General features: G+C 59.5%; 8 protein-coding genes and 1 pseudogene. 5 read left to right on the forward strand and 4 right to left on the reverse strand.

Annotated elements, in window-relative coordinates:
* Both HGSM_RS07595 and HGSM_RS07600 read right to left on the reverse strand, forming a co-directional pair.
* Positions 1 to 191 (reverse strand): annotated as a pseudogene (locus HGSM_RS07595) (MFS transporter); the annotation flags it as partial.
* An 84-nt stretch (positions 192 to 275) separates the two neighbouring features.
* Positions 276 to 1214, reverse strand: coding sequence for a hypothetical protein (locus HGSM_RS07600; RefSeq protein WP_019148149.1), 939 nt, complete (start codon positions 1212 to 1214; stop codon positions 276 to 278).
* 137 nt (positions 1215 to 1351) lie between these two features.
* Here HGSM_RS07600 and HGSM_RS07605 point away from each other — a divergent pair, with 137 nt between their 5' ends.
* From HGSM_RS07605 to HGSM_RS07625, 5 genes are all read left to right on the forward strand, one after another.
* Positions 1352 to 2476 carry an NYN domain-containing protein gene (locus tag HGSM_RS07605; RefSeq protein WP_019148150.1) on the forward strand — a complete coding sequence of 375 codons (1125 nt, stop codon included), beginning with the start codon at positions 1352 to 1354 and terminating at the stop codon, positions 2474 to 2476.
* Between the two features lie 151 nt (positions 2477 to 2627).
* A complete protein-coding gene (locus tag HGSM_RS07610) occupies positions 2628 to 3179 on the forward strand; it encodes a hypothetical protein (protein ID WP_019148151.1) in 552 nt (183 codons plus the stop codon).
* Between the two features lie 591 nt (positions 3180 to 3770).
* Positions 3771 to 4247, forward strand: a complete 477-nt coding sequence (locus tag HGSM_RS07615; RefSeq protein WP_154646277.1) for a hypothetical protein — start codon at positions 3771 to 3773, stop codon at positions 4245 to 4247.
* A gap of 182 nt (positions 4248 to 4429) precedes the next feature.
* Complete coding sequence (locus HGSM_RS07620) at positions 4430 to 4825, forward strand: (deoxy)nucleoside triphosphate pyrophosphohydrolase (RefSeq protein WP_019148153.1); 396 nt, start codon at positions 4430 to 4432, stop codon at positions 4823 to 4825.
* On the forward strand, positions 4822 to 7836 hold the full coding sequence (locus HGSM_RS07625; protein WP_019148154.1) for a DUF3427 domain-containing protein: 3015 nt from the start codon (positions 4822 to 4824) through the stop codon (positions 7834 to 7836). Before HGSM_RS07620 ends, HGSM_RS07625 begins: the two co-directional genes overlap by 4 nt.
* 182 nt (positions 7837 to 8018) lie before the next feature.
* On the opposite strand, the gene trpB is transcribed toward HGSM_RS07625, so the two are convergent.
* Both trpB and HGSM_RS07635 read right to left on the reverse strand, forming a co-directional pair.
* Positions 8019 to 9260 carry a tryptophan synthase subunit beta gene (gene trpB / locus HGSM_RS07630; RefSeq protein ID WP_019148155.1) on the reverse strand — a complete coding sequence of 414 codons (1242 nt, stop codon included), beginning with the start codon at positions 9258 to 9260 and terminating at the stop codon, positions 8019 to 8021.
* Positions 9261 to 9559: 299 nt separating this feature from the next.
* Entirely contained in the window at positions 9560 to 13336 is a 3777-nt protein-coding gene (locus HGSM_RS07635; protein ID WP_019148156.1) for a phosphodiester glycosidase family protein, read from the reverse strand.
* Positions 13337 to 13577 lie beyond the last annotated feature (241 nt).

Below are 13577 nucleotides of genomic sequence, written 5' to 3' on the forward strand. Positions count from 1 at the left end.
CCTTCGCTGATTCCTAGGCCGCCCTGGGACGCCGAGTAGTACAGGTAGATCGCGAGGATTCCCTGCATTCCGTAGAAGGAGAATCGCTCCCACATCTCCACACCAAAAATGGTGGCGAGGGATTTGGGGTGACCAAAGAATCCGCGGTCTTGTCTCTCGGGGGTTGGCGCGCTTGCGTCGATGGTAGACATGCTTTTTAGCGTATTACCCCTATCTGAGTGCTGCGTAGGTCAAATGGGGGTCAAGGGTGGATTAAGTTTGGTTTACTGGTTGGTTTATGGGGTCTTGCGGCTTTTGCCGCGTTGATTTCGCCTGAGTTTTGGGGCAATTATCACGGCGCCGATTACGGAAACAATGACGATTCCGGCCGCGAGCGCCGCCTTGGTGAGGGAGTTTCGGGTGTGGGTGGCGCTCAGTGCGTCGCGGACCTGCTGGTCGCGCTCGGCGATTTGTTCGGGGGTTCGTTCCAGGAGTGGGCCTGGCATTCCGTCAACAGTCTCGCCATTGTGCAGGATGGCAAGTTCGGCTTGGTCGCGTGAGGCTTCTTTGACTGCGTCTGTGAGGTAGCCGGAACTGGCGCCAAGGATCGTGGCACCCTGGTGGTCGAGTGCCACGAGTTCGGGGCTGCCGCCGTTTGGTCCGTGGTTGAGCGCGTAGGAGCCGTTGGCGATGAACACGATGGCTTCCCAGTAGGTAACGGTGCTGGGAGCCTTTGCGGGGTCGAGATCGTGCCCGGCAACAATGAACTGGTCCTCCATGAAGTTGAGCCCCGCCTCTATTGCCCCTTGCGCGGACGCGCCCTCGGGCACACTCGCACACGCCTTGATCGTGGTGGGGGTTGAGCCGTCGATGATGTAGGCGCAGTACCAATCGTCTAACTGCACCGTAAGGTCCGTGGGCGGCGCGTAGTGTCCGGTATCTAGGTCGTATCGGCCGGTCTGGAGCGAATACGTTGCCATGGGGGCGGAGAACGCTGGATCATCAATGCGTCCGACCGGATCGTCGGACTGGAGTGCGGATGCGCCGCGGATGGTCTGTGGTGTCAGTTGCGCGAACCAGTCGCGCACGTGCTGGGGGACGTCGTCGCCCTGCACGGGGCTCTCTGTCGCCAGAGCGGGGTTGGCCACCGCCTGTGCGGCGGGAACCCCAACCCACCCGGCCACGGCCAGAACGAGAGGCGTCATGAGAATCGCGGTGAATCGTCGTGAAACCATTGGCACTACTCCCCTGCGAGTTAGATGGACCGGACTACCCACGTATGTTGCGCGTAAGCGCAACATTACCCGTAAATGCAGGTGAAACTGGCCGTTTCCCGGTCGTCAGATGGATGGGCGGTGCGTATCATCGGGGCATGACTAACCAGAGCGCGATCTTTGTAGATGCCGGCTTCCTACACTCCGTGGGGGCGCAACGCGTGGCTGCGACCTCGTACCGGGATGCGGTGAAGGTGCAGTACTCGACTCTGGTGCAGGGCATCACGAACGCCGCCCGCGCGCACAGCGGCGTACCTAACCTGCGGACCTACTGGTACGACGCCTCACGGGACGGGCTGCTCACTGACGAGCACAAGCGCATTGCGATGATCCCGGGCGTGAAGGTGAGGCTGGGCCGGCTCAACTACTTTGGCGAGCAGAAGGGCGTAGACCTGCGTCTGGCACTGGACCTCGTGGGTCTCGCGCGCACAGGGGCGGCGTCTGTGGCGTACCTTATCTCTGGGGATGACGACCTGACCGAGGCCGTGGAAGAGGCGCAATCGCTGGGGATCCGCGTGGTGCTGCTGGGTATAGCGGAGGTGGAGTCGCGGATCGGGGTCTCCGCTGTGGCGGAGAACCTGGCGTACACGGTCGACGGCATCGAGCTGCTGTCCGAGGACCTACTCAAGGCGGCGTTCACGCGCTCGCTCTCCAAGGACCCCGTGTCTGCGTCTGCGGCGGCCGCCGTGGCGGCTGCGGCCGGATCAGCAAAGTCTGCGGGGTCAGCTGGGTCCGCTGGGTCCGCTGGTGTGGGTGGCTCCGGGACGGCCGTTGGTGGCGGGGCTGGTTCTGGGTCGGGTGGAGTTACCGCAGCTGCTGGTACTGGGCGCGTGCCCTCCCCCGCAGCCCTTGCCCGGCAGACCACGGAACCCAAGGTTGCTGTGCGCCCCGAGGCAGCTGTGGTGTACTCGAGTTCGACCGGCGGCGTGAGTTCACCGGACCGCGCGGGCGGATACAACCAGAAGTCGCTGACCGGTCACGAACTCTCCCTCATCGCCACCGCCGAGGAAATCGGAGCCAAGGTCGCCGCCAACTGGTACGCGAGCACCACCCAAACCGAGCTTGCCGACGTGTTTGGTGATCGCCCACAAATCCCCGCCATGATCGACCGCATCCTCATCAAGGACTGCGCCCGCGAAATCGGCGAGCACGACACCTACCTCCAGTCCATCCGCCAGGCGCTGCGCCGCGCGTTCTGGGACAAGATCGACGAGCTGCACTAGGGGTTTTGGGTACCTCTCTGGCGGTCCACAAACAGCCTTCCAGTGTCAGAGGGTCCTCCTAAAATTGAGTCAACGCTGCAGGTAAAAGCGTTTTTCTCTCCCGGATCGGCGCGCATTTTATGGGCCGTCCGCCCATCCCCTTGGAGGACCCATGGCTGACCTTCTCGCCCTCGAACCAAACGAACACTGGGGATACTCCGAAGTCCTCGTCAAGTTTGAGGATGACACTCAAGCACGCGTTCGCGTGATGGAAGACGTGAGCCTTCCTGAGTTCCTTGAGGACACCGCGGTGAAGTCTTTGGCGCGAACCGGCTCTCTTGAGACTCCGCAATATAGCGACGTCATCTTGTACGAGCGGGATCGCAAGCCAGAGGAACCTAAGGAAGAGTTGTCCTACCAGTTCGAGGCTGGGAAAGATGCCTACCGGATTACGCTCTTTGGCGCGCCAGACCCCAAGGACAATGCAACCTTCCACCTGCTCTACGAGCTCCCTTTCGTGCTGCAGGGCAAGGTGTTCGAGGTGATAGCGCTCAACAGTTCGGGCAGCTACGAGGACAGCCTCACCGTGTATGCGGATGACCACGCGGACGCCATCATTGAAGGCCTGCAGGAGGGCCTCTTCGTGGGACCGGTAGTCGAAGTTATCGAGGAAGACTTAGCCGGAAGCGTCTGGGATCTGTTCGAAGAGTCTGAGGACGACTGACTCGGTGTAGAACAAGCGGGGAGCCCATGCACTGGTGTAGCCGGGGCATGGGCTCCCTCGCGTTTGGACTGCATTGGGCCGGCTCATGGTCGGCTAGGTGTTCTCGCACCCTGGTTAGCACTCTCGGGTGCTGCTTACCGATGTGACCCACGCTTTTGTGGACGATCTGGTACCCATGTGGATGATCGTTCAACGCACCACCAAGCTCATAGCCTCCTTCTTGGCACCCAAACCAAGGAGGAAACTTTGAGCAGCGAACGTTTTGCACCCCGACCACCGGCTCACCATTCCAAACCAGCCCCAGTCCCAGAAACCAGTTCGAACTCCCAAGCAACTGAAAACGCACCAGCAAACCCATACCTACCTCCACCAAACGCGCTCGCCTACCCTGTGCGTCCCGAACCAGCCTCCAAGAACTCCCTGTGGCGATCCTGGCTGGACCTTAACCTCGCGATACTGCGCTTTGAGCCACAGCGGCTTCTTGAACTTGTCCAGTTCAGACGCAACAGCAGTAGAGGGGCTTGGGTTGCGGGTATCACTATCGCACTAGAGAGTGTGTTCGCTTCGGGCCTGTGCGGTTTGGCGGTCTTAGTGGACCTCGGAGTGGATGTCCCCGAGGCCTACGTAATGCTGCTTGCGTATCTGTTCGCGTTAGTTTTCATTTACCACGTTCTCTTTTGGTGCGTTGTAACGGGTGTATTGATGGCTTCTTCCTGGCTCGCCAGGCAATGGAAAGCAACGTCGCAAGTCGCGGGAGCAGCCCTCTTAATCCAGCGCCTCGTGGTCCTCCTGTTGTTCATGACCGTCGCAGCTGGTCTAGCTAACAGCCTGCTCTCCAAGGCACAACTCGGAGTACCAGTGGGCCAGCTGCTCACTCCCCTCTTGGTGCTGATATCTGCTTTCCCGCTGTCTCTCATTGGCGCGTTGATAGTAAAACTTCAGCGCTCTGTTCTAGGAATAACGCTTTCTCTAGTTTTCCTGTCACCGCTCGCATTCCTAGCCCTAGCTCCATTCCAGTTCATGCAGGATTCGGAGTGGTTTTTCCAGGCGCTAATGAGCCTTCTATAGGAGCTTTCGCGGATGGCTCAGAGACCCGGCTTCCAGTGAAGGCTCGGTGGAGAGCGGGCGGCATCGCCTCACTTCATCGCGGCGCTTGATTTCGTGGAGTTCGAACCTCCCCGCGTGGTCTGTAGCTTCCCATTTGTGATCTCAATAAGCTGCAGGAGTACTCGCGAGTGGTAAGGAATCACGTGAAGAAGCAGATCGTTGTTGTTGGCGCCGTCATTGAACGTGAAGGGCGTATCTACGCGACCCAGCGGGGCTCGGGAATGAGCCTTTGTGGGCTGTGGGAGTTTCCGGGAGGGAAGATCGAGCCTGGCGAGACTCCACAGGCGGCGCTCTCCCGGGAAATCGAAGAGGAACTAGGCTGTTCAGTCGAAATTGGTGAATTTGTCACCACTACCGAGCACGAGTACGACTTTGGCATCGTCTCGCTTACTACATTCATGTGCTCGCTTACTCGTGGCGAGCCTCGCCTTTCCGAGCATTCTGCGAGCGCATGGCTTCTTCCTGCGGATCTAGCATCGGTGGAATGGGCGCCGGCGGATGTACCAGCGGTAGAAATCTTGACGGAGCGTCTGAGTTGAAAGATTTCGAAACCGGATTCGTTGAGGACCTACGGTTCGGCTTTGTGCAAAGCGACATTCCATCTGCTCGAGCTGCCAATCCAAGTCTCATCACGAATGAAGACAACGACACGATGCTCCGCGCGATCCGTGAGGAACTGAAGAAGTCCAAGCGGTTTACTTTCTCGGTGGCGTTCATCTCTCCTGACGCGATCGCGATGCTCAAGCAAGTGTTTCTTGAGTCAAAGATCCCGGGAACGATTATTACCTCCGATTACCTCGGATTTAACTCCCCTGGCGCGTTCCGAGAGCTAGCGAACCTGTCGCGTCACACCGAGATTGAAGTTCGCGTGTTCCGGAAGGCCCGCTCTGGTTTTCATGCGAAGGGGTACTTGTTTCAGGGCGCAGAGTCAGAGACAGCAATAATTGGCAGTTCGAACCTGACGCCATCTGCCCTCCTCCACAACAAAGAGTGGAACCTACGGTTCTCCGCGATGCCCCAAGGGGACATCGTTCAACAGATTAAATCCGCCGTCGAGCATCAGATCGAGCACTCGGTTCCACTCACTGACCAGTGGATTACTTCATACGAAGCAACGTACGTCCCTCGCATTCCTGCGCCTACGCCGGGGTCATCTGTCCTGCCCCCAGAAGCAGTATCTGTATCTCGCATAAACGAAGCTTTTGAAGCTGCCCTGGCAAGCAACGATTTGGTTCCCTCCTTTGCTTCCGGCAGTACACCTCAGGACACGCCGTTGGAGCCTCTGACTCGTACTATCGTTCCAAATCAAATGCAGGAGGAAGCGCTCTACGAGATTCAAAAACTCCGGGAGGCCGGAGAGCGGAAGGCGATCGTCGTCTCAGCCACAGGAACTGGAAAAACCATTCTGTCGGCTCTGGACGTCAGGCAAGCCTCGCCCAAGCGAATGCTCTTTGTCGTGCACCGGGAACAGATTCTCGACCGCGCAATCTACGAGTTCCAACGAGTTCTCGAGGAACCAAAATCTCGGTTCGGAAAGCTTTCGGGCGGCAGCCGAGACACGGACGCAAGGTACGTCTTCGCTACAGTTCAGTCGCTCTCACGCCCCGACATACTAGCGAGCCTCGCACCAGATTCCTTCGACTACGTGCTGATTGACGAGGTACATCGCGCCGCTGCGTCCACGTACCAACGGATACTTGATCACTTCCAGCCACGGTTTCTCCTCGGGCTCACAGCTACTCCCGAGCGGACTGATTCCGTGAACATCTTTGAACTGTTCGACTACAACGTTCCATATGAGATCCGACTGAAACAGGCCCTTGAGGAGGAGATGCTCGCCCCGTTCCACTACTACGGTGTCACCGACTATGTAGACGAGTCGGGTTTGGTCATCGAGGATGAGGCTACCCTCAATAGGTTGGTTTCCAGTGAGAGAGTCGATCATCTCCTCAGTGCAATCGAAAAGTACGGCCAAGCGGGGACAGAAGTCCGCGGCCTCATATTCTGCAGCAGAAGAGAGGAAGCGCATGAACTATCTCGCCTCTTAAACTCCCGCTTTCTCCGAGGGAAACGCTTGCGCACTCGAGCCTTGACCGGGGATGACTCCGTTTACGATCGTGAACAGGTCGTGAATCAGCTCGAGGAAGGTGCCCTCGACTACATCCTCACCGTGGATGTGTTTAACGAAGGCGTGGACATTCCAAGCATCAATCAAGTCGTGATGCTCCGCTATACCAAATCAAGCGTCATTTTCACCCAGCAACTTGGACGAGGGCTCAGGAAAACTGCTGGTAAGGACTACCTAGTCGTCATCGACTTCATTGGCAACTATAAGAACAACTATCTAGTCCCAATTGCACTTTTTGGCGACCGCTCTTTGAACAAGGATTCAATCCGCCGAAACATGATCGACGCAGAAGAAGCCGGTCATATCGCTGGCGTCTCCTCCATAAGCTTCGACCGCATCTCAAAAGAGAGAATCTTTGCTGCTCTGTCACGCTCGACGCTAGACAATGTGCGCTCTCTAAAACTGGAGATTTCCAATCTGCAGTTCAGGCTCAATCGAGTCCCCACTCTGTTTGACTTTGCCCGATTCGACTCGGTTGACCCGGTCGTAATGGCAACGGCGAAGGGTAATTATTGGAATCTTCTTGTTGATGCGAAGTTTTTCGACCATCCCCTCACCCCACGTGAAGGGAGTATTCTCACGCTACTCAGTCAGGAACTGCTCAACGGAAAACGGCCACACGAACTTGTCCTGCTTCGGCACCTCCTAGCTGAACAATCACTGCAACGTCATGAACTGCCCCGATTCTTCGCCGGTCAGCAACTGAAGGGCACATCCACAATGACGATTGAATCTGCCATCCGTATGCTGAACCTAGATTTCTACACGCAGGCTGAGAAGCAAAAATACGGCAACTCTCCGTTGATCGTGGAAGACGAGGCTCGGATCTCGCTTGAGCAAGAGTTCACCGAGCTTTATGCCTCACACGCCGAGTTCCGCGCACATGTCGACGATGTCATCGAGACAGGCCTTTACCTTGCCCGCCACCGCTACACGTGGTCTGAAGGGTTCGTGGTCGGACAACGCTATTCGCGAAAGGACGTATGCCGCCTTCTTAACTGGGTAAGCAACCAGCAGAACATCGTTAACGGCTACAAGCTTGATATGGCAACGATGACCTGTCCGATTTTCATTACCTACCACAAGGGCGACGAGATATCGTCAAGCGTGCTATATGACGAGGGATTTATCGATGCTCGATCGATTAGATGGAGTAGCAAACCCAGCCGCACGCTGAAGTCACCCGAGATCCAGAAACTAGTTGGCAACAGCTACGAGTTGCATGTGTTCGTCAAGAAGGACGACATCGAGGGAACGGATTTCTATTATCTTGGTCGCGGGACCGTTCACAATCCCGAGGAGACGACACAACGCAACAAAGAAGGAAAGCCAGTTCCCATCGTTGAAATGGAGGTGCAGCTCGTTAGCCCGGTGGAGACAGCACTGTACGACTACTTCCATTCTGCGCAGTCGGTTCGCTAGATTCTCTCGATTACTAAGACTCAGGCAGAGTTGGTGAGGCGCATGCGCTCTACCCTGGACCAGGCGTCCTCCGCGCAAAGGTGAGTGGCGCTGGAAGCTAGCCAAGATCGTCGTGAAGCAGTAAAAAGAAGTGCCACCCGGCTCAAGCCGGGCGGCACTTCTTTGCTTGAGAGCTGACTAAGTTACTCGCCGTGCTCGTCGAGCCATTCGGCCACGAAGTCGGTGTCCTTGTCGCCGCGGCCGGAGAGGTTCGCGATGATGATCTGGTCCTCGCCCAGGGTTGGGGCGAGTTTGATGACCTGGGCGATCGCGTGCGAGGACTCGAGCGCCGGGATGATGCCCTCGGTGCGGGAGAGCTTGAGGAAGGCGTCAATGGTCTCGCGGTCGGTTACCGAGACGTACTCCACGCGGCCCTGCTGCTCGAGGTCCGCGTGCTGCGGGCCAACACCCGGGTAGTCCAGGCCGGAAGCGATCGAGTGGACTGGGGATGGCTCGCCCTCGGCGGTCTGGAGCAGCTTGGTGTGCATGCCGTGCAGCATGCCCGGGGTGCCAAGGGTCATGGTGGCGGCGTGGCGGGTGCCCTCGAGGCCCTCACCAGCGGGCTCGACGCCCTGGATCTTCACGGACTCGTCATCCAGGAACGCGGTGAATAGGCCGAGCGCGTTGGAACCGCCACCCACACACGCCACGAGGTAGTCGGGCAGGCGGCCTTCCTTCTCCAGGATCTGCGCCTTGGCCTCGCGGCCCACCACGGACTGGAAGTCGCGCACGATCGTTGGGTACGGGTTGGGGCCAACCACGGAACCGATGGCATAGAAGTGCTCGTCGGGAGCGGCGGCGTACACACCGAATGCCGAGTCCACGGCCTCCTTGAGCGAACGCCCACCAAACTCAACAGCAACCACCTTGGCACCGAGCATCTCCATGCGGCGTACGTTCGCGTGCTGCTTGTCCACGTCGATCGCACCCATGTGTATCTCGCACTTCAGGCCCACCAGAGCAGCGGCCGTAGCAAGCGCAACGCCGTGCTGGCCTGCGCCCGTTTCCGCGATGAGCGTCTTCTTGCCCATGCGCTTGGCTAGAAGCGCCTCGCCAAGGCAGTGGTTGATCTTGTGCGCGCCAGTGTGGTTGAGATCCTCACGCTTGAGGTACACCTTGGCGCCGCCGAGCTCACGGGTCAGGTTCTTGGCAAAGTACAGGAGCGATGGGCGGCCCACGTAGTCGGACAGGAGTTGCTGGAGCTCGTTATTGAACTCGGGGACGTTGATGGCTTCCTGGTAGGCGGCTGCGACCTCTGCAATCGGGCCAACCAGATGCGGAGGAAGCGGAGCGCCACCGTATGCGCCAAAGTATCCCTCGCTATTAGCCTGGTACTTCTCGGACAGGTTCGCGGTTGCGGGATAACCCACGAGGGTTTCAGTCATAGTTGTTCCTTTGAGAAAGCTGCTGAAGTGCGCTGCTGCGCTTCCATCCGCCCATTCTCACCTGCCACGAGTCTCAGTGTGTAACGTGTTTCACACTTTGGGCGCTGAGCCTAGGAAAGGCACTGGCACTCAAGTACGGCGCAGGTGCTGAGGTATGTCCCGGGGGCTTAAGTAAGTCGTAGGGCCTCTGGCGAAACGCAGTCGCTTGGTCGAGCCACGGCCCCGGAGCACCGCCCGACTCCGTGGACAAAGAAAAGTCCGGGCCGCGCCCTGCGAGCGCGACCCGGACTTCAGTGGTGTTACGCCCTGCGGCGCCTTACTACGTACAGTGCACTGCCTGCCGCAATGAGTGCGACTGCGATGAGTGCGGTCCACAGGGTTTGGATGCCGTTGGCTCCGGTTTGTGCGAGCGCGTCGTCGGAGTCGCCCGCACCCGCGTCGCTGTCACCGTTGGTGCCACCATCGCTGGAACCGTTGCCGGCTCCGTTGGTGCCGTCGCCGTCCGATGACCCATCGGTCGATCCATCGGATCCACCCGAACCGTCGGTGGAACCGTCGGTGTCTCCCCCGCCGTCCCCATCAGTCGATCCGTCGGAGCCCCCGTCAGAACCGCCGTCGCCGCCAGTTCCTCCGCCCGGCTCTTCTGGTTCGCCAGGTGCCGCTGCAACGCTTACCTCGTGCGCAGTGGTGACACCGTTTACGGTGACCTGGATCGTGGCCGTTCCCTCACCGGTGGCGGTGAGGGCTCCCGTGGCAGGGTTGAAGCGCAGAACCGACGCGGTTTTGTCCTCGCTTGCGCTGAGGCTTACGGAGCGTCCCTTGCGGTCGGTCTCCACGGTTCCGTCATCGATCACGGTGGCGTTTCCGCCCCACTGTGCACTCATGGGCCAGCCCACTGGAACTACGCGTCCACCGTCCTGGGTGATCGTGGCGTCCACGGTCACGGTGTCTCCCACGGTCATTACCGCTGGGATCGGGGCGCTGGCGCCAAGCACGAGTTCGTCCACGCGTGGCTTGACCTCGGCCTGCATCCAGTTGGTGCGGCTGGTTACTGGACTTGGTTCACGCCCAATGATGCCTGCGCTTGGGTTGATGCCTAGCATCGCCCAGCCGGTGAATCCGCCCTGCGATGGAGCTCCGGATGGTGACTTTCCGCTGTTACCGGTGAGCAGCGTGGAGACGCCGTCGAAGCTGGTGGCGTGGAATACTCCGGTGTGCGCGCTGAGGTTGGCAATGGACTTGCCTGTGTCTGCGCGGAACTCGGCCAGGCGCTCCTGGAACTTGCGCGCCTCCAAGCGGTCGGACAGTTGGCTGTCCTTGCTGCTCTTGGGGTCGTCTACCGGGTGGTGAGCAAACACGAGAACACCGGTGATGGTGGAGTTGGATTCGGCCTCGTCGAGTGCGTCCTCAAGGAAGCGCATCTGGGTCTTGTCCGACTTGTTGAACGATCCCTGGGAGGTGTCGAGTGTGACAACCAGAGTGCTTCCTACCTGCTGCTTGGTCTTGGTGGGGCCGAACTCCGCAATGAAGTTCTCGATGGGGCCTCCCATGACCTCGTGGTTGCCCGGCAGGTAGATCCACGGAAGTTTGTCCCCGATTTCCTCGTCGAGGATGCGGCGGGCCAGAGCGAAGTCCTCTGGTGCTGCCTCGTCCACGAAGTCGCCGGTGATAACAAACATCTCTGGCTTGGCCGCGAGGATCTCGCGAAGGGTCTGGCGTGCTCCTTGAACGTTTGGTCCCTCAGGGTTGCGTGCCACAAACTGGGCGTCGCTCATGACGGCGATGCGCTGCGCTCGTCCATCCACGGTCCCGTTGGTCACGATGACCGGGTCGTGAACCACTGGCGCGGTTGGCTGGTCCACATCCGGGGCCACCACGGCCTTGATTCCGGCAAACATGGTCTCGCCCTGGTATTGGCGGGCAGCGGAGGTCTCCATCATGCGCACGCGCTCGAGCTTGAGCGGGTAGGCGGTCCCTACTGGGACGGTGAAGGTGACCTGCTGCCATCCGGTCCATTCGGTGTATGGGCCGTCAATGTTGATGGTGGTTCCTGCGCCCGTCTTCATCTGAAGGCGTGGCCAGGTGTTGTTGCCGTCGCCGTGCAGCCACATAGTTACTGCCTTGGGCTGTCCGGGGATTTCGATCGGCTCCGGTGCCACGGCGTATGCACCGCGGGTTCCGGTGGAGGAGGCAAAGTCGTAGGTGAGCTTGATTGCGGCTTCGCCGTTTGGCCCCGTAGCGCTCGTCAGTTCGCCCGTTGCGCGGTCAGACTTGAAGGTCCAGTCTGAGGCGTTGTCGAGGTCAGAGACTGGCTTTTCTTCAAGTCCGATGGTCACAGCGACATCCACGCGGCGTTCGCCCGCGCTGAATGAGACCGTTGCGGCCCCCGATTCCTTCTGTGGCGTGATGACGAACGAGTCGGTGCCCTTGGCCTTCACGTCAACGTCTTCGCCGGCCACAACCTCAAGGTCAGTGACCTCGATAGGTGCGGAGAATCCGTCTCGGTCAACGCCCGTGATGGACACGGTTGCAGAGTCCTCGCCGTCGAGCAGAGCGATCACGCTCGCGCTCGACTTGAGCTGTTCCAACTCGCCCAGCACGGTGAGCTCGGTGGAAGCGGACTTACCCTGGGCGCTGAAGGTTACCGGAGCGCGTCCAGCAGACTCTCCCACCACGTGAGCAGAGGAGCCATCTTGCGTGGACAACGAGGCGTGCTTGCCGCCCACTGCGAACTCTCCTGTTACCTCCATCGCTGTACGGTCTGCGTCGAGGCCAATGCCGGAAACTGTGCGGGTAAAGCCTGGGAAGACCCTGTCCGCATCATCAGACGATGAGGCAGGGTTCACCATGACGTCTGCCAGACCCACGTCGGGTGCAGAAGACGAGAACACGAGGCTGTTTGGAACCGCACGCAGGTGTCCGTCCGAAGGAGCGTTCTCCACACTCAACTCGTCGGTCCCAGGCTCACGCACCAGCAGGGTGCTCGAGCCACCACCATCAAGGTTCACGGCGTTGTGTGCTCCGAGCTCCACCAGGAACTCGCCCAACTCATCAAGTGCCATGCCACGCGAGTGGCTCTGGCGTCCATCGATCGAGACCACGAACACCTTCAGGCCGTCCTTACTGACGCCCACGGCGGTGCGAGGTTCGCCCGTGCCGGGAGCGGCGACAACCGCACCGTTCGTCACCAGACGCTGGTTACCGCTGATCGCGAGGTCAACATCCGGGCTCGCACCCACAGTCACCGCGAGCGCATCCCCCACTGCCACATCCGCAAACAGGTCAACTGCCGCGCCGCGCGCGAGCAGCACGCCCGTGCCCTCAGTAATCGCGGTCGGGCCGGTGATCTCCTCAAGATCGGACGAAATCTTAGCGACCCTGCCATCCGCAATCTCTACCCGCACGAACTTGGGGTCAATGGCTGATGGGCCACCAATTGAGCGGGCGAGCGGGTACTCGCCCCACATGGGCGTGAAGTAGCCGATCCCATCCTTGGGGATGCCAATGTTGTTCACAACCCCGACCGGCTGCGCAGTTCCCGCAATATCCACGGTCGCTGCAGACGTCATGGTCTGGATGGCAGCGAGGCCCTGGGAGACGGTGAAGCTCTCAACGTTGGAGGCGCTCGCAGTCTTCACGCCTTCGGTAGAAGACACGTTGGTGCCCTGCGCTACACCGGAGTTATTGATATCAAAGAAGGAGCCGTTTACTGCGGCCACAGCGTCCTCACCGAGCGTGTGCTCAGTGACCGGAGCCGGCTTGGTCAAGCTTCCCGAGTCCCTCACGTCCATCGTGAGGGTGGGCACCTTGAGGTCTGCAACGAGCACGTCGCCCGTCACCCACCCCTGACCCTGCAACCGGTCAAAACTAGTGGCTTGGAGTCCCGGTGCGAGCTGGCGGGATTCGGCCCGAAGCAGGCTGGAATCCTGTCCATCCAGATCGAGTCCCCCGGTGTCTGGGGCGGAGTAGCTTGGCGTGTACGTGGCCTGCTGCGCGATCGTTAGGCCGCTTGCTGCTAAGCCCAGACACACACCTGCCGCGATGCTTGTCTTAAGTGTTGTTCGAATGAACCACATAACGAGTTTTTCAACCCTTTCCTGAGTTTCCGCACACGCGAAAGCAGGTGCAACATCTGCATTCCCCCCTGGATCGCGCGCGACAACTGACGCTAACGATGCTAGGTGACGTGACGGTAAACACACGGCAACACAGGGCCGACTTATGAGTTCTGATCTGGGATTTTACCCGGCATGGTGCCGGAATTGGCGTGAATCGTCGCGAATAAAGGGGTGTGGCACCCGGCAATTTTGCCGGGTG

Origin of the sequence: Timonella senegalensis JC301 (genome assembly GCF_000312125.1) — a bacterium.
Lineage (GTDB): Bacteria > Actinomycetota > Actinomycetes > Actinomycetales > Cellulomonadaceae > Timonella > Timonella senegalensis.

Bases quoted from the DNA above. Each gene is read 5' to 3' on its own strand.
- HGSM_RS07635 (WP_019148156.1), bottom strand. From the start codon at position 13,336: ATGTGGTTCATTCGAACAACACTTAAGACAAGCATCGCGGCAGGTGTG.
- HGSM_RS07605 (WP_019148150.1), top strand. From the start codon at position 1,352: ATGACTAACCAGAGCGCGATCTTTGTAGATGCCGGCTTCCTACACTCC.
- HGSM_RS07600 (WP_019148149.1), bottom strand. From the start codon at position 1,214: ATGGTTTCACGACGATTCACCGCGATTCTCATGACGCCTCTCGTTCTG.
- HGSM_RS07610 (WP_019148151.1), top strand. From the start codon at position 2,628: ATGGCTGACCTTCTCGCCCTCGAACCAAACGAACACTGGGGATACTCC.
- trpB (WP_019148155.1), bottom strand. From the start codon at position 9,260: ATGACTGAAACCCTCGTGGGTTATCCCGCAACCGCGAACCTGTCCGAG.